This is a genomic window from Halobacillus sp. ABH2_015 (assembly GCF_056158945.1).
The window spans coordinates 1,976,595-1,992,442 of the sequence record NZ_JBSWUG010000002.1 but is presented as its reverse complement, the minus strand read 5'-3'; the positions used below and the strand labels follow the sequence as shown (position 1 = coordinate 1,992,442).

General features: G+C 47.1%; 17 protein-coding genes and 1 pseudogene. 12 read left to right on the top strand and 6 right to left on the bottom strand.

Translation table 11 applies throughout. The features are described from left to right. Nucleotides 1-27 precede the first annotated feature (27 nt). Nucleotides 28-1,110, top strand: a complete 1,083-nt coding sequence (locus ACXAD6_RS10610; protein ID WP_474968847.1) for an NAD(P)H-dependent flavin oxidoreductase — start codon at nucleotides 28-30, stop codon at nucleotides 1,108-1,110. A 56-nt stretch (nucleotides 1,111-1,166) separates the two neighbouring features. Next, nucleotides 1,167-1,571, top strand: coding sequence for an NUDIX hydrolase (locus tag ACXAD6_RS10605; RefSeq protein WP_474968846.1), 405 nt, complete (start codon nucleotides 1,167-1,169; stop codon nucleotides 1,569-1,571). 125 nt (nucleotides 1,572-1,696) lie between these two features. Here the strand turns inward: ACXAD6_RS10605 and ACXAD6_RS10600 are convergent, their stop codons facing one another. Both ACXAD6_RS10600 and abc-f read right to left on the bottom strand, forming a co-directional pair. Beyond that, complete coding sequence (locus ACXAD6_RS10600) at nucleotides 1,697-2,338, bottom strand: YczE/YyaS/YitT family protein (RefSeq protein ID WP_474968845.1); 642 nt, start codon at nucleotides 2,336-2,338, stop codon at nucleotides 1,697-1,699. A 355-nt stretch (nucleotides 2,339-2,693) separates the two neighbouring features. Beyond that, nucleotides 2,694-4,250 carry a ribosomal protection-like ABC-F family protein gene (abc-f, locus tag ACXAD6_RS10595; protein WP_474968844.1) on the bottom strand — a complete coding sequence of 519 codons (1,557 nt, stop codon included), beginning with the start codon at nucleotides 4,248-4,250 and terminating at the stop codon, nucleotides 2,694-2,696. A 148-nt stretch (nucleotides 4,251-4,398) separates the two neighbouring features. Here abc-f and ACXAD6_RS10590 point away from each other — a divergent pair, with 148 nt between their 5' ends. The 5 genes from ACXAD6_RS10590 (at nucleotide 4,399) to ACXAD6_RS10570 (ending at nucleotide 8,646) form a co-directional block, all read left to right on the top strand. Further along, nucleotides 4,399-5,301 (top strand): NAD(P)/FAD-dependent oxidoreductase, encoded by a 903-nt coding sequence (locus tag ACXAD6_RS10590; RefSeq protein WP_474970408.1) that lies wholly within the window; start codon nucleotides 4,399-4,401, stop codon nucleotides 5,299-5,301. 88 nt (nucleotides 5,302-5,389) lie between these two features. Next, entirely contained in the window at nucleotides 5,390-6,913 is a 1,524-nt protein-coding gene (locus ACXAD6_RS10585) for a potassium/proton antiporter (protein ID WP_027954595.1), read from the top strand. A 105-nt stretch (nucleotides 6,914-7,018) separates the two neighbouring features. Beyond that, nucleotides 7,019-7,444 carry a DMT family transporter gene (locus ACXAD6_RS10580; protein ID WP_027954594.1) on the top strand — a complete coding sequence of 142 codons (426 nt, stop codon included), beginning with the start codon at nucleotides 7,019-7,021 and terminating at the stop codon, nucleotides 7,442-7,444. Nucleotides 7,445-7,462: 18 nt separating this feature from the next. Beyond that, nucleotides 7,463-8,158: a Crp/Fnr family transcriptional regulator gene (locus ACXAD6_RS10575; protein ID WP_474968843.1), complete on the top strand. Its 696-nt coding sequence runs from the start codon at nucleotides 7,463-7,465 to the stop codon at nucleotides 8,156-8,158. A gap of 11 nt (nucleotides 8,159-8,169) precedes the next feature. After that, nucleotides 8,170-8,646 (top strand): DMT family transporter, encoded by a 477-nt coding sequence (locus ACXAD6_RS10570; protein WP_474968842.1) that lies wholly within the window; start codon nucleotides 8,170-8,172, stop codon nucleotides 8,644-8,646. Between the two features lie 13 nt (nucleotides 8,647-8,659). On the opposite strand, the pseudogene ACXAD6_RS10565 reads toward ACXAD6_RS10570, so the two are convergent. Together ACXAD6_RS10565 and ACXAD6_RS10560 are read right to left on the bottom strand one after the other, a co-directional pair. Further along, a pseudogene (locus tag ACXAD6_RS10565) lies at nucleotides 8,660-10,513 on the bottom strand (terpene cyclase/mutase family protein). Further along, the gene (locus ACXAD6_RS10560) at nucleotides 10,510-11,478 is read right to left on the bottom strand and encodes a nucleoside hydrolase (protein ID WP_474968841.1); all 969 of its coding nucleotides are present in this window, start codon (nucleotides 11,476-11,478) and stop codon (nucleotides 10,510-10,512) included. Before ACXAD6_RS10560 ends, ACXAD6_RS10565 begins: the two are co-directional and overlap by 4 nt. Before the next feature lie 110 nt (nucleotides 11,479-11,588). Between ACXAD6_RS10560 and ACXAD6_RS10555 the strand changes: the two genes are divergently transcribed. Further along, nucleotides 11,589-12,323, top strand: a complete 735-nt coding sequence (locus ACXAD6_RS10555) for an AAA family ATPase (RefSeq protein ID WP_474970407.1) — start codon at nucleotides 11,589-11,591, stop codon at nucleotides 12,321-12,323. A 188-nt stretch (nucleotides 12,324-12,511) separates the two neighbouring features. On the opposite strand, the gene ACXAD6_RS10550 is transcribed toward ACXAD6_RS10555, so the two are convergent. Continuing rightward, the gene (locus ACXAD6_RS10550; protein ID WP_474968840.1) at nucleotides 12,512-13,018 is read right to left on the bottom strand and encodes a peroxiredoxin family protein; all 507 of its coding nucleotides are present in this window, start codon (nucleotides 13,016-13,018) and stop codon (nucleotides 12,512-12,514) included. Between the two features lie 117 nt (nucleotides 13,019-13,135). Continuing rightward, nucleotides 13,136-13,285, bottom strand: a complete 150-nt coding sequence (locus ACXAD6_RS10545) for a YjcZ family sporulation protein (RefSeq protein ID WP_084163045.1) — start codon at nucleotides 13,283-13,285, stop codon at nucleotides 13,136-13,138. Nucleotides 13,286-13,394: 109 nt separating this feature from the next. On the opposite strand from ACXAD6_RS10545, the gene ACXAD6_RS10540 reads away from it, so the two are divergent. The 4 genes from ACXAD6_RS10540 to ACXAD6_RS10525 all read left to right on the top strand — a co-directional run bounded on the left by ACXAD6_RS10540 (nucleotide 13,395) and on the right by ACXAD6_RS10525 (nucleotide 15,842). Next, entirely contained in the window at nucleotides 13,395-14,288 is an 894-nt protein-coding gene (locus tag ACXAD6_RS10540; RefSeq protein ID WP_474968839.1) for a DUF2268 domain-containing putative Zn-dependent protease, read from the top strand. A gap of 125 nt (nucleotides 14,289-14,413) precedes the next feature. Further along, nucleotides 14,414-14,659 (top strand): stage VI sporulation protein F, encoded by a 246-nt coding sequence (locus tag ACXAD6_RS10535; protein WP_027954587.1) that lies wholly within the window; start codon nucleotides 14,414-14,416, stop codon nucleotides 14,657-14,659. 226 nt (nucleotides 14,660-14,885) lie between these two features. Beyond that, nucleotides 14,886-15,326, top strand: a complete 441-nt coding sequence (locus tag ACXAD6_RS10530; RefSeq protein WP_474968838.1) for a GNAT family N-acetyltransferase — start codon at nucleotides 14,886-14,888, stop codon at nucleotides 15,324-15,326. 144 nt (nucleotides 15,327-15,470) lie between these two features. Then, complete coding sequence (locus ACXAD6_RS10525) at nucleotides 15,471-15,842, top strand: ArsR/SmtB family transcription factor (protein ID WP_474968837.1); 372 nt, start codon at nucleotides 15,471-15,473, stop codon at nucleotides 15,840-15,842. The last annotated feature ends 6 nt before the right edge of the window (nucleotides 15,843-15,848 follow it).

Below are 15,848 nucleotides of genomic sequence, written 5' to 3'. Positions count from 1 at the left end.
TGCATCTGAAAAGAGGAGGTTCGGTAAATGGAGAAGCAACACCAACTTGTCCATATGCTTTCTATCAAGTATCCCATCATACAGGCGGGAATGGCAGGAGGAGTTTCGTCTCCGTCCCTTATAGCAGAAGTGTCGAACCATGGAGGTCTCGGTACACTCGGCGGTGGCTATATGCACCCTGAGGAAATGAGGTCGGCCATTAAAAATATCAAAGAAAAAACCAGCAGGGCATTTGCTGTGAACCTGTTTGTGCCAGAATATCCCGAAGTAAGTGGAGAAGAGGTGACAGCCGCCCATAAGGCGCTGGAACCCTACTATGATAAATTGGCTGTACACGAACGTCAGGACCCCTTTCTTGATGTGGAATTGTTTGAACAGCAGATCAATGTCGTATTGGAAGAGAAGATACCAGTCGTAAGCTTTACATTCGGTCTCCCTTCAGGAAGGGTCATGAAAGCATTGAAACATTCAGGTGTCATTACAATAGGAACAGCTACAACTGTTGAAGAAGCTGTTTTGAATGAAATGAAAGGCATGGATATCGTCGTTGCTCAGGGAAGTGAAGCAGGCGGGCACAGAGGCTCTTTCCTGCAGAGTTTTGAAAAGAGCATGATCGGTCTCTTTTCACTCATTCCCCAGGTCGTAGATGCGGTGAAGGTTCCGGTTGTTGGAGCGGGCGGAATCATGGATGGCCGTGGTTTTTCGGCTGCTCTCTCCCTTGGCGCTGAAGGGGTCCAGATGGGAACCGCCTTCGTAACAAGCCGGGAGAGCGGAGCCCATGAGTTGCATAAGGAGATGATCCAAAAGGCCAGAGAAGATGAAATGACATTAACCAGCGCCTTCAGCGGAAAGCCGGCCCGGGGCATCCGTAACACTTTTACAAAATCGTTGAGCAGACATGAGGACCTGCTCCCATACCCTTTGCAAAACCAAATGACAAAAGCGATCAGACAGGCCTCCGCAGCCAAAGGAAACCCGGAATACATGTCCCTCTGGTCGGGGCAGAGCCCAAGGCTCAGCAGAGACACTTCAGCTGGGGAAGTAATCAGTGATCTTGTATCCTATGTTGAAGAACATCGGGTGCTGCCCATCACCTGGTCATCTACATAAGGAAGAGCAGGTGAACATACGCACAGTTTACAGAATAAGGGGAGGTCGCGGGAGGAATGGCACCAAAGCACATCATATCGGCAGCGACGGTCATATTGAATGAAGAAGGAAGATTTGTACTGATTCAGGGGCCGAAGCGGGGCTGGGAGATTCCCGGTGGGCAGGTGGAGGAAGGAGAATCCTTAACGGCAGCTGCTGTCAGGGAGGCTGAAGAGGAATGTGGATTGAAGATTGAAGTGATCCGGTTCTGCGGCATTTTTCAAAACGTTGATCGGTCTATCTGTAATGCCCTTTTCATTGGAAAAGTGATTGGAGGAGAATTGAAAACGACCGCAGAGGCTCTGGATGTTGGATTTTTCAATTTGGAAGAGGCTGAAAAGCTTGTCACATGGACGAATTTCCTGGAAAGGATTCAGGCGTGTCTGGATGAAAAGAATCAGCCCTTTTTATGTGAATGGTAAAGAGAGAAACCCGGGCGTTAAGAAGCCCGGGTTTTTGTTATGAATGGGAGGAGGATGAATGAAAAAGCCTGCAGGGAAACATGAGGTTTCTCTGCAGGCGGTTGGTAAAATAATTCGATTATGCTTTAATATGGAGCTTCCTGATAGGCTTGATCTGCTGCTGCCGGCAGTCGGTGATACAGCGGATAAACTTTTGTATAAGCCAGTTGGATCACGGGACCGAGAAACAGCATAGGGGCCAGTGTTCCAAGTCCCACAGGTCCTCCAATAAGGAAGGCCAGAGAGGTCATGATGACCGCTACAATCGTCTGACCTGCCTGCAGGCTTAATTGGAAACGTTCACTGACAGCAAGGAAAAGCTGGTCGACAGGCGCTCTCGGGAATTCCGGCAGAATGTAGATGGCTACACCAATACCGATAATGATGACACCGGCAAGCAGAGTCACAACTTTTACGAAGAACGGGGCAGCCGTTAAGTTTACACTTGCAAAGACGATTTCAAGCCAGAAGTCCAGGATGAGACTTTCCAGAAATACAGGGATGACCGCCCGGATTTCAGGCATTGATTTCATGAGCTTTGCATTGATGAAGATAATTATCAGCTGAAAAACCCCGTACCAGAAACCGACCGTAAATCCGAGGTGGTCAGAAACCCCGATGAAAAATGACGTCCAGAATCCAGCTCCCAGTGTGGCATTGATAAGCAGCGCAACACCGAAGAAGTTAATAAGCATACCGGTCAGATAGACGATTGAGCGGTAAAGCATACATGTTCCTCCCTTCCTTTTCCAAATGAAAATGCACAGCACTCTCTAAATTTCTCACCACATTTTATTAGGGTGGAAGAGGGGGTGTCAATCATAAAATTTTGGAAGAGGAATGGAAGCGGTTGCGCTCTTATGACAGTCTTTAGAAAAGTCCGGAATTCAAAAATCGGACTCAGCTTTTAAGGCTTTTTTCTGCAGCAGTAGAGTAGTCTGAGCTCCTTCCTGAATAAAAAAACTCCTGTCCCTGCTGCCTCTGTCATGTTGAAATAAAAAGGGGAGGTTTTCTGTCCAACAGAAAACCTCCCCTTTTTGCCGTGTGGTCGAAAGCTGCTGACAAGGATGCAGCCTTTTTCCATTAAAAGACTTTCGTCGTCCAGTCTTCGCAATTCCATACATCCGTCACGATATCCTGGTAAAATTCCGGTTCGTGTGAAATGAGCAGAACGCTGCCCTTATATTCCTTAAGGGCTCTTTTCAGTTCAGCTTTGGCATCCACATCCAGGTGATTGGTCGGCTCGTCAAGAACGAGAAGATTGGTTTCTTTATTGATCAGCTTACAGAGGCGGACTTTTGCTTTTTCTCCACCACTGAGCACCTGGACTTTGCTCTCAATGTGTTTTCTAGTCAGCCCGCACTTAGCGAGGGCGGCGCGTACTTCATACTGGGTGAAGTGCCGGAATTCTTCCCACACTTCTTCAATACAGGTGCGGCTTCCCACATCGGTCAGCTCCTGTTCGAAGTATCCGATGTGCAGGTGTTCTCCAAGTTCCACGGATCCGGAGACAGGTTGAATTTCCCCGAGGATACTTTTCAGCAGGGTCGTCTTACCGATTCCGTTTGCCCCGGAGAGGGCTATTTTCTGGCCGCGTTCCATAGTTAAATTCAAAGGACGGGACAGAGGCTCGTCGTAGCCGATGACGAGGTCTTTCGTCTCAAATAGATACTTTCCCGGTGTACGGGCCTGCTTGAATTGGAAGCTCGGTTTCGGTTTTTCTTTATCCAGTTCGATGACATCCATCTTATCCAGCTTTTTCTGGCGGCTCATCGCCATTTTACTTGTAGCGGCATTGGCTTTATTGCGGGCTACGAAATCCTTGAGGCTGGCGATTTCCTTCTGCTGCTTTTTATAAGCGGCCTCCAGCTGCTGTTTCTTCATTTCATATACTCTTTGAAATTCCTCATAATCTCCCGGATAACGGTTCAGCTCCTGGTTTTCCATGTGATAGATCAAATTGACTACACTGTTCAGGAAAGGAATGTCGTGAGAGATGAGAATAAAGGCATTCTCATACTGCTGCAGGTAAGTGCGCAGCCATTCAATATGTTCGACGTCCAAATAGTTGGTCGGCTCATCCAGAAGCAGGATATCCGGTTTTTCCAGCAGCAGCTTGGCAAGCAGCACTTTCGTCCTCTGACCACCGCTCAAGTCGTGGACATCACGCTCAAGGCCGATATCATCCAGCCCGATCCCATTGGCGACTTCATCCACCTTCGCATCAATGGTGTAAAAATCATTGTTGGTCAGCATATCCTGAATGCTTCCGGTTTCCTCCAGGAGGGTTTCCAGTTCTTCCGGAGAGACTTCTCCCATTTTTGCGAAGAGGTTGTTCATTTCCTGCTCCATATCAAATAAATACTGAAAAGCTGTTCTCAGCACGTCACGGATGGTCATGCCCTTGGCAAGGTCTGCGTGTTGGTCAAGATAACCAATCCGGATCCGCTTGGACCAGGTGATGGAACCGGCATCCGGTTCAAGTTTTCCAGTAATGATATTCATAAACGTTGATTTACCTTCGCCATTGGCACCGATCAACCCGATGTGCTCCCCTTTTAAAAGACGGAAGGACACATCCTCGAAAATCGCACGGTCACCAAAGCCGTGGCTCAGGTTTTTTACTGTTAGTAAACTCATAGTCGTAAACACCTTTTTTCCTTGTAGTAAAATTGCTCTTACTCATTATAAAGGGGATGGACGCTGGATGACAGGGTGCGGAGAAAAAAAGAGTAAATAATCCGCACGTGGGAAAGGTAAGCGAAAAGGTTGAACGGGCGTGGATACGATGAAATATGACTGCATTATTATAGGAGGAGGTCCGGCCGGGCTGCAGGCAGCCGTCCAGCTTGGAAGGTATATGCGGAGCGTCCTTATCGTAGATGCTGGTTCAGGGAGGTCCTCGGCGTGCCGGAAATACAGTAACCTGCTTGGTTTTCCGGAAGGTGTCAGCGGGGATACATTGAGAAGGCGTGGTCTGAAACAAGTAGAGGCTCTTGGAGTTACGCGTGTGGAAGAAGAGGTCAGCCGTGTTCATAAGTCTTTCACAGATTTTATTGTCCAGACCCGGAAAGACCGCGTGTACAAAGGTAAAAGTCTTTTGTTCGCTACAGGTGTCCAGGATGCATACCCGTATGTTCCTGGTTTACAGGAGTGTCTGGGGGTTTCTGTCTATATTTGTCCGGATTGCGACGGGTATGAAGTGAAAGGCAAACGGACAGCTGTCTGGGGGTGCGGAGACCCAGGGGCGGACATGGTGGAAACCATCTATTACTGGACGAGAGATATTATTTATGTCAATCATGGTGCCCTTCCATTGACTGCTGAGAAAAGAAGAGGGCTTGAGGATAAGGAAATCCCTGTCTATGAAGCGGTGGTTACGGACCTTGCCCATCATCTTGGACAGGTCCAGTCCTTGAGAAGTTCCACTGGAGAGTCCTGGGCTGTGGAAAAAACCTTTCTTGCTTTTGGTGGAAGCCGCCCCCGAACCGAATTGGCTTACTCTCTCGGTGTCATTCAGGATGATAAAGGACACGTTCTCGTGGAGCCCCGAACGAAAATGACAAATATTGAAGGCGTCTGGGCTGCTGGGGATATTTTGATGCATTCTCAGCTGGTCAGTACAGCGGCAGCCGATGGAGCTCAGGCGGCGGTTTGGATTCACAAATGGCTTCACAGGCAGTCTTTTTGATTTTGGCCGGGTCCTGTAGGATAATTATAGATGACTCACGTCTTTTTCCTCAAAATCCCCATTACCAACGAAGGAGCATAGACCTTCCATGTTTTTCGAAGCTTTTGGAACAGACTCATTTTTATTATTAACCGCTTTATTACTTTTCAGCGGTGTATTCGTAGCTAAATTCTCAAGCCGCTGGGGGATCCCGGCGCTTATTTTATTCATTTTGATCGGCATGTTATTCGGAAGTGAGGGCCTCGGCATCGTTTATTTCAACGATGCATCAACGGCACAGTTGATAGGTGTATTTGCCCTTGTCATTATTCTATTTGAAGGCGGGCTCCATACGAAGTGGGCTACAGTGAAGTCTGTTGCACTTCCGTCTCTGTCACTCGCCACCCTTGGTGTGCTCCTTACCTCGATGATTGCCGGGTTTTCCGTCTATTTTCTGTTTGAACTCAGTCTGTTGGAGAGCCTCTTGTTTGGTGCCATTGTAGGATCCACTGATGCTGCAGCCGTTTTCGCTGCCTTGAAAGAAAGGAATATTAAGGCGAAAATGGGAGCGACGCTTGAGGCCGAGTCAGGGACGAACGACCCGATGGCCGTCTTCTTGACTTTATCTTTCATTGAATTGATTACTTCACCGGATACATCCCTGTGGATGCTGATCCCCCGCTTTTTCTTCCAGATGGGTCTCGGTCTTGTATTTGGTTTTGTGTTAGGGAAACTCGCTTCGGTTTCGATTAATAAGATTAAACTGGATTCCAGTGCTCTTTATCCGATTTTCTCGGTAGCCTTTGCCCTGGCTACTTACAGCATAACAGCATTCAGCGGAGGCAGTGGCTTTCTTGGAGTATACGTAGCGGCGCTTGTGATTGGTAATAGCGAATTGACATACCGGTATTCCATCTTTCAGTTTAACGAAGGCTTTGCATGGATGGCGCAGATTTTAATGTTTGTGATTCTCGGCCTTTTTGTTTTTCCGAGTGAATTGTTCACCGCCCCGATCATGATCAATGGTCTTCTGCTTTCGGCGGTGCTTATTTTAATTGCCCGCCCCGCCGCCGTATTTTTGTCATTACTTGGCATGAACTACTCGAATAAGGAAAAGTTGTTTATATCGTGGGCTGGTTTGCGGGGAGCTGTCCCTATCGTTCTCGCTACGTTCCCAATTGTAGAAGGCTTGGAAAACAGCCAGAGCTTGTTTAACCTCGTTTTCTTTGTTGTTCTGACATCAGCCCTTGTGCAGGGATCGACGATTTCCTATGTAGCCAAGAAGATGACATTGGTAGGTCCGAAAAAGGATGTGCCCCACCACAGCATCGAACTTATATCGATGGGGAAAGCCAAGGCAGAGATGATTCAATACCAGACCAATGCTGAATCAGCGGTTGTCGGAAAAAAACTGCATGAGGTAAGCTTTCCCAACCGTGCCAATATCAGTGCCATTATACGCGATAACGAAGTGATTACCCCTTACGGAGAGACAGAGATTCACGCTGGGGACTTTTTATACATCCTTGTCGAGGAGAAGTATAAGGCCCAGTTGAAGCGGACACTGGAGGAGCGGGTGAAAAAAAGTAAAGAGAAACAAAAAGAAAAGCAGAAACAGGACGCGGTCAACTAACGTGTCTGTTTCTGTATTTTTTTGCATCTATGACGAAAAAGGACATATGTCCTTTCCGGGTGCTCTGTCTTCCTTTTTAATATAGGAAGAACAGGAGGCTGACGTATGAAAGGTGCATTATTTTCCCTGCTTGGAGGTCTTTGTATCACCCTGCAGGGCATTTTCAACGCGAGAATGAGTGATTCCATTGGCGGCTGGCATACAACATCAATGGTTCATTTGGTGGCCTTTGCCATTTCATTCTCCATTTATATGAAAGTAAGAGATGGAAAAGGGAAGAGCTTTGCGCGTGTTCCCTTCGTATATTTGACCGGAGGGACTTTCGGTGTCATTGTCGTCTTTTCCGAATTAACCGCTATCCATCAGATCGGTCCGGCTGCTGCTATTGCTGTTTTACTCGTCGCGCAGATTGGTACCGCCTTTATCATTGAATCACGCGGATGGTTTGGTGAGAAGAAAATACCAATTACCCTGAGGCAGGCGGCAGGACTGACGATGATGGTGCTTGGCGTGATCCTTTTTCAACTTTGATTTAGAGGAGACATCACCATGAAAGAAGCAAACACAAAGAAAATGATGGACTACCTGTCCATGTATGATCTTGACCAGTATTTTCCCGGACCCTACAAGGATAAGCTTCAATTGTTTTCCTTTACAGAAGGTGAAGATTTATTTGTGCCGGGGGAAAAGCTGGACCGGCTTTATTTCTTAGTCGAAGGGAAAATTAAAATTTACACCCTCACACCAGAAGGCCAGTCACTGATCAACCGGTTTAAAAAACCGCTCGCAGTCATCGGCGATGTTGAATATGTAAAGCAAAGTGCCGTACTTAATTCTGTTGAAGCGGTCAGTTCGGGTGAAATGATCGGTTTTCCTTATGCAGCACTGAAGGATTTGGAAAAGGAGCACCCGGCTATTCTCCGTTTCCTTTTGGAAATGGTGGCACATAAATTTTATACAGAGGCTCATTTTACGAGTATGCATATGCTTTATCCAGTTGAAGTCCGGCTGGCCGGGTACTTGCTGTCCATCTCTTCTGTAGGTGAAGGGACCGCTTTTCATCAGGAAATGCGTACGTCCAACTTATCCGAACTGGCCGAGTGGATTGGAACGAGCTACCGCCATTTGAACCGGGTCCTGAGAAAGATGGAAGCTGATGAAGTTATCGAAAGGTCGAGAGGATCGATTATGATAAAAAATTTACAGGAGCTCCGGCTGCTGGCAAAAGGTAATATTTATGAATAAGGAGGAATTCGATGTCAGGCATCATTCTTGCCGTCGCGGCAGGCATATTGATCAGTCTGCAAAATGTCTTTAATGCCCGGGTCAGTGAGAAAACAGGGCCATGGGCCACAACAACGCTAGTGCTCGGTCTTGGCCTTGTCTGTTCACTGCCGGTGTTTTACGCCGTTGAAAGGGAAAGTCTGTTCACTTTTGGAAATGTAAATCCGATTTATCTATTCGGCGGGGTCTTTGGTGTTGGAATCGTTTTCTTTTTAATGCAGGGAGTTACGTTGATCGGCCCGGCTTATGCTATTTCAATTGCTTTGATTTCCCAGATCGTTCTTGCATTCATCATTAATACAGGAGGATGGTTCGGGTTTGCTGCTTCCGATTTATCCTGGCAGAAGCTGCTTGGTATTGCTCTTTTAATCGGTGGTGTCCTTGTTTATAAACTGGAGAAAAAGCCGGAGGTACGTGAACATACAGAGGAGCATCAGCTGCGGGCCTGAAGCCCACGGCTGATTATTCGTCCATCTGCAGGTATTTTTTCAAGGCGATAAGCGGCCAGATAGCATGATAGCTGTGGTAATGGATATAAAAATTTCCGGGCAGGCCCGCTCCCGTAGGGTATCGGGTACTCCAATCTTCGTTTTTCAGCTGCGTTAACAGACTGGAGACTCCTTGATCAATGGCAGGCGTCCTTTTTTTGTAAACCGAAAGAAGAGCATCCAAAGCCCAGGCTGTCTGAGAGGGTGTGCTGGTGCCTAACGGAGTGTATGTTCCATTTTGATCACTCCGGCATGACTCTCCCCAGCCGCCATCCGTGTTCTGAATGGACATCAACCATTCACCTGCCTTGAGAACGGCAGGGTGGTCGATGGTTTTTCCGGCAGCGGCCAAACCGGTCAGCGCCGCCCATGTCCCGTAGATGTAACAGACTCCCCAGCGTCCGTACCATGAACCGTCCTTTTCCTGATGATCGATCAGCCAATGGACGGCTTTTTTTACGCTTGGATGGTCAGGTTTAAGACCACCATCTGTGCATAAGAATTCCAGTGTTCTCCCTGTCAGATCCGCTGTGGATGGATCAAGAGCGGCATGCGCAGCTCCATCCATCGGCACATAGCGGAGGAGTGGGTTTGTTTTCCCTTTTTCAAAAGCCGGCCAGCCCCCATCTTCATTTTGAAGTCCCATCACCCAGTTCAACCCACGAGTATAATGGTTCGTGAGCGGAGGATGACTTTTTAAAAAGGGGGAAAGAGCTCGTAAAGCTGCCGTGGTATCATCAAGATCAGGATGGATGGAATTGCTTTTTGAAAACCCCCACCCTCCGGGTAGAAGAGAAGGCGCTCCCATCACCCAGTCTCCGTATTCGTACTGCTGATGTTGGAGGAGAAAGGATAATGCTTTGGTACAGCCTGCTTTAGATGATGGAGGAAGGCCTAGAGCATAAGCCGCCAGGGCGGTATCCCATATGGCTGAGGGGGAGTTCTGCATATGATACCCTTCCTGGAGTGGAAAGAGGTGGGTTCTCAATCCTGAAATGGCCCGTTGTATGACAGGATGGGATTCTTTATACCCGCATGACAGCAGGGCATAAATCATATAAGCGGTGGAGCTCGTATAACTATAAAGTGTTCCATCCGATTCAATTCGATCAATCATATAGGATTCCAGTCTTTTTCTGGCGGTCCAGTACAGCTGCTCTGGAGCTCCGGCAAGATGGAGAATTTTCCTTTTTATATGAGCAAGCAGCTGTGGAGAACGATGGTCTGATCCATCTTCCACTGTTCGGTTGTTCAATGTGTGAAAGTCTGGAATCCCTGGTTTTAACAGGCGGAATTTTTTGTCGGACATAAGCAGGATCGGTGCCATATGCACCCTTGCATAGCTGCTGAAATCATAAAAGGACAAAGGCGATTCAGGGGGGAGGAGGCTGATATGAACAGGCAGGTGGAAGACATGCGGCCAATCATATTCCCCGTAGATGGCAAGTAAAATTTTTGTCATGGAGTGGGAGCGGCGAAGACCTCCTTTGGCACGGATGAAATGAAAAGCTTTTTGTATTTCCGGACTTTCCTTCTTATAAAACCCGGCCTAAAGAAGGGCGAATGAAGCTTCGATCGTTGCAGATAGATTCCCTTTTTCATCATGATAGAGGGACCACCAGCCTTCTGGCTGTTGTAAGGAAGCAAGTCGTGTGCATAGACTTTGGACGGTGGAAGCATCATTCGTAAACGAGCGCAGCAAAAGGATCATCGAGACATCTGTGGAAAGACTGTTTTCAAAACAGTAAGAGTAGTGACCATCGTGGTCCTGTTCAGCCTGGACGGCAGAAGTGATTTCAGAAACGGCCTTTTCTGCTGCATCCTTCATGAGCGGCCCTCCCTTTTCGGGTGCGTCGTGGTGGAGATGGGGGAAGAGCTGATGGTAAAGATGAAATCATCGACAAAAGCCTGCACATCAAATTCAAGACAAATCGCAGGGTCACCCGGGTTGGAGTGTGACCCCGGGCGGAAATCGGCAATAGATGTTCCTTTTCCTTCCCCTTCGACTAAAACAGAGACGGATCTTCTTACATATCTTCCCTTCCCAGGGTTGATCATCAAGTATAAAGTCAATACATCATGGAGAGGAGCCCCTTTGATTCCGGGGATAAGGGTTTGATAAGCTTCTGTATAGTAATCCATAAGTTCTTTGAGAATCGGCACAAGGGGATGAGAAGAATAATCCGTGATCTGCTGGATATGGTGAGGGGTAATGACGGCTTTTGATGTCACATTCAAGGGAATGATATAGATGGTCGCAGCCCGCTGAAGGACGATGTTGGCGGCAACGGGATCACCAAAAAAATTGGCCTCCGCAGATGGGGTGACATTGCCTGGAACCAAAAAGGCCCCACCCATGAGGAAAATGTCTTTAATGTGAGGTTCTATATCGCTCCCGAGGAGAAATAAATGCGCAAGCGCTGTGTTCCGCCCGATGTCCACAATCGTTACATCGGTATGGGCAAGGAGAATATCATACACATCAGAAAAGTTGTTGAGTCTCCCTTTAAAGGGTGGAGGAGTCAATGGACCGAGTCCGTCCGGCCCATGAATTTCAGGGTAGTACTCAGGGGTTTCACCACTCAATGGACTGTTTGTTCCACCGATCATGGGAATGGAAGGGAATCCGGCTTTATTCAAAAGAAAAGCTGCGTTATCAACAGCTTTTTGTTTCGTTACATTTCCGTAGCTTGAGACGATGGCGAGCACTTCAATTTGGGGATGCATCAGGGCATACATAATGGCGATGGAATCATCAATACCAGGGTCGGCGAACAGGATGATTTTTTTCACTAATCTGCTCCTCCCTCATCATATGTGCTTCTACCATCGTATGGGCAGAAAGAATATTTCATGTATATCAGAAAGGTGGACATCCCGTGGCAAAATTATCGAGGAATGATATGTATATCCGATCGCTTCAATTGTTAAGAGAAAAGGTTCCATCCTTTCAATCCTTTCCTTTTCATTTACCTGTGCTGAGGGAATTGGACGAACTTCAGTTCCATCCTAATGTCACGTTCATCGTAGGTGAGAATGGAATGGGGAAATCCACTCTGCTTGAAGGAGCGGCTGTAGCCTATGGGTTTAATCCTGAAGGCGGGACAAAGAATTTCAATTTCACAAGCTATGATTCGCACTCTCACCTTGATGAGTACCTGCGCCTTGTTAAAGGGATAAAAAAACCGGACGATCAATTTTTCTTCCGGGCAGAAACGTTCTATAATGTAGCAACAAATATTGAGGATATGGATAGTGATCCGATGGGAGGGGGGAAGGTTATTGATTCCTTTGGAGGTACCTCCCTGCATGAGCAGTCCCATGGAGAGTCTTTCTTTGCTGCCTTCAATCATCGTTTCTTCGGAAAGGGGCTGTATATTCTGGATGAACCTGAAGCCGCCCTTTCTCCATTGAGGCAGCTTTCGATGCTCTCGATAATGCATGACCTTGTAGAGAATGAATCCCAGTTCATCATATCCACCCACTCCCCGATTCTTATGGCTTATCCTCATGCAGACATTGTTCAGCTTACAGAGGAAGGATGCCGGAAAGTCGGGGTCGAAGAAACGAGTCATTACCACATTATGAAGCAGTTCATTGAAGATCGGGAACGATTGTTTTATCACCTGCTGCAATAAGGAAGACCGGTGCGTTCGGCACCGGTCTTTTTGTTGATACAGCTCGTTTCAGAATAAAACGGATCGAGTCTGGGGGGGGCATGGACCAAAATCCTGCAGCAGATCAGGAATAGAAAAAGGCTGACGGAAATATCCCCGTCAGCCGCAGAACCGGTGCTTTTCTCAGCGGTCGTATAGGAAATGGCCTGTTATTTCAAGTTGCTTCGGATATACTTAACGATTTTACGGATTTCATTTGGGTGGGGGCGGCCGAATGGGCTTGTCTGACGCTGTTGATACAAGACTTTCCCCTGGTCATCTGTCAGAAAGTAGGCGGGTTCTCCATGAGTTCCATGATCTTCATACGGCGCCTGCTCATCATGATAATGGACACCGTAGGAAGAAAGGAATTCCAGGTTCTCATCAATAAGCACAGGGAATGTGAAATCATGCTCCTCCACCATTTTCTCAAGAGCTGCCTTATCGTCATGCGTGACAGTTATGAGGCGGATGTTATGTTTGTCGAAATAGTCTCTGCTGTTTTGGAATTCATCAAGTTCACTCATGCAGGCCGGGCACCAGGAGCCGCGGAAATAGACGATGAGGTTCCAGTTTTCTCCTTCTTGTTTTAACGTGTCTGAGAAGCTGAAGGTTTCCCCGGACACGGTTGGTAGTGTGAAATCAGGTGCATCTTGGTTTAATTTGAATGTAGTCAAAGTTGGACACTCCTTTTCTATTTCATTCCTAGTCCTATACCCTTTTCATACGGGATATAACATAAAACGATCGGAAAACAGGAAAGCGGGTGCCTGCGACGTGCACCCGCTGGTTGATCAGCAGACGAAAGCTGCTCCAACGATAATCAAGAGAATGAACAATACAACAATCAGTACGAAACCGCCGCCCGATCCGTATCCACCGTATCCATAACCGCAGCCATAGCCGCCGAAACCACCAGGGTATCCACCATATCCAAAGCCCATTGAGGAAAACTCCTTTCTGACATGAATTGAGGATGGTTCCTCTACACTGATAGCATATGTCCAGGTCTGAATCCTGCGTGTGCGGTTGTCTACTTCACCAGAGATTCACATGAGCTCAAAGTTGATACATATACTTGTACAAAAGTTCAAGCTGAAGTGGGGGATAGGCATGGGCGTGGTGCCGACGGCGGAATCAGTGGAACGATTTTGCAAGGCTGCAGCGAAAAGGAAAGTGGATATAAACGAAATGCAGCGAAAGATGTTATGCAGGACGGAGGATCATCCGTTTCCTGAGTTTACAGAAAAAGAAATCCAACAGCTTCTTCACTTCTATGGATTATTTAAGCCCGAAAACTACCAAAGAGCAGAAAGGTTGGTGAAAGAGTGGGAGGAGCACGAGTTATATTCGCGTCTGGAGAAGGAATTCATGCGTCTGAAAAAAATGTGGCACGGTCCTGATGTACCTGTTTATTTATATCCTTTTCAAGAAACGGGAGGTCTCTTCGGAAAACATGGGAGAGGTGGAGCAGCTTTCAAAGAGGCGTTGTATATCTTTTATGGCGGGGTTTCGGAAAAGGACGACTGGAAAGCTGTACTTGCTCATGAGTACAACCATGTTTGCCGCCTTCACCAAGGGGCCTATTCAATGAATAAGGTCACACTTCTGGATTCCCTTATCATTGAGGGCTTAGGAGAATACGCAGTCCTCGAACTCTACGGGGAAGAATACACCGCACCATGGACACAAAGGTATTCCGACCGGCATTTGAAGCAGATCTGGAAAAAGAAATACCTTCCTTCCATCTATTTGAGAGGTCAGAAGAAACATATGAATTATTTGTATGGCAGTCGAAGGCAGGGACTTCCGAAGTGGGCTGGATACCAGCTGGGCTACCGGATGGTGGCGTCCTACCATAGATCCCACCCGGAAGAAACGATGCTTTCTTTGCTTCAAAAAAGTGCATCAGAAATCTATCAGGGTTCCCTTTTTACTGACAGGTAGATAAAAAACGACACGTGTCTGCTATCTGGAAGGAATCAAGGAAACAGGGACAGATGCATATACGGCCTTTCTTTTCTGCACATAGGATATGTATGAATCTTATGAATGGAGGAGGAGGGTTCTCGTTGTTTGATAAATTTGAAAAAAAGACAGGCGTCAAAATGGATGAAGTCTTTAAGCTGGCACAATCCCTGCAGGGGGCAAACTTTAAAGATGAAAAAACCATTCGCAACGTAATTAAGAAAGTATCTTCCCTTGCCAATCGTCCGGTATCCAGGGAGAAAGAAGATATGATCGTCAAGGCTATTCTTGATGGCAAAGTGCCGAAAGACATGGCTTCTATGGAGAAAATGATGAAGAAGAAAAAGTAAAAGGAAAACCTTTATCTGGCATGACCATACCGGATGAAGGTTTATTTTTTTCACCTCTTTCTTTGTTACAATGAACAAAAGGAGAGTGAATCGTATGAAGTCGATCATATGGATGATGGTCATCTTATTGGTGATTGTCGTAGGAAGCGTGGTCTGGTTCATGGTTGCAGCGGGGTCTTGAAACGGTGGTTTCTTTACAGGGTAATAGTGCAGGAGGAGAGGGAAGATGAAAGGGTACAAAATCATAGAAATGAAAACGGAATCTGATTTCCGTTCTGTTTTTCCAGTCATGCTGGAGCTGCGTCCCCATTTAAGTGAGCAGAGCTTTGTAGAACTTGTTCAGGAGGCCGTCTCTGTGGATCGTTATCACCTTTATGGATTATGGAACGATGGAGTGCTTGTGGCTGCTGCAGGATTCAAGCCGATGACGACGCTGTACTACGGCCGGTTCGTATGGGTATGTGATTTAGTCACAACTGCCGGAGAGCGCTCTTCGGGATGGGGGAGCATCCTCCTGCAGTTCATTGAAGGATGGGCCGAGCAGCACGGTTTTACAAGCATCGCTTTATCTTCAGGACTCACAAGACAAAGAGGCCATAAATTTTACGAGAAACATATGCAGTACGAAAAAGTGAGTACGGTATTCCGGAAGCAGCTTGATACATAAAGTAGGTTTTGAGATAAAACCAGGAAAAACTGTCTCTCGAGAGGCAGTTTTTTCATTCTAATCTTCGTTTGAATGTTGACGCTTGAAAGCGTAGAGCATATGATGGGTATACAATCAAACATGTATTTGAATGAGGTGGACAGAATGCCTGAAAAGGTAATGAAAAAGCAAGCCGGAGATACGTGCGATATCTTCTGTTATGACGAGGCGCTTGTTCAGCGCGTGCAGCCTCAGGTGGAGCGGGTGTCCGGCGTGGAGCAGATTTTTAAAGCTCTTTCCGATCCGACACGCATGAAAATCGCCTACGCTCTAACCCTGGAAGATGAGCTGTGCGTGTGTGATGTGGCAAATATTATTGGATCGACAACCGCTACGGCCTCTCATCACTTACGGCTCCTGCGTAATATGAATCTTGCTAAGCATAGGAAGAAGGGGAAGCTCGTCTTTTATTCCCTGGCTGATGAACATGTCCGGCAATTAGTATCGATCGCCTTACTGCACAACGAACATGAGTGATGGTAC